Source organism: Paraburkholderia sp. UYCP14C (assembly GCF_004197395.1).
Classification (GTDB): domain Bacteria; phylum Pseudomonadota; class Gammaproteobacteria; order Burkholderiales; family Burkholderiaceae; genus Paraburkholderia.
Window position 1 is genome coordinate 1 of the sequence record NZ_SELS01000424.1, and the last position, 209, is coordinate 209.

Annotated in this window: 1 protein-coding gene; it reads left to right on the forward strand. The window is 59.8% G+C overall.

What is annotated here, in order from left to right; translation table 11 throughout:
• Positions 1-209, forward strand: a 209-nt coding sequence (locus tag EVC45_RS45385; RefSeq protein WP_129964433.1) for a DDE-type integrase/transposase/recombinase, incomplete at both ends; no start/stop codon positions are given.

A 209-nucleotide genomic window follows, 5' to 3' on the forward strand; every position in this document is an offset into this window, starting at 1 on the left:
CTGGAACCATTTTGCCACGTCTGCGGGACGGTCGTGGAGGGTTGACGAGACGTACCTGAAGATCCGGGGCAAATGGGTTTATCTATATCGGGCGGTGGATCGGGACGGCCAGACGGTAGACTTCATGCTCAGGGCAAAGCGCGATGTGGCCGCGGCAAAAGCCTTTTTCGGCAAGGCGGTCAAACATCAAGGCCGGCCACCGGAGACGG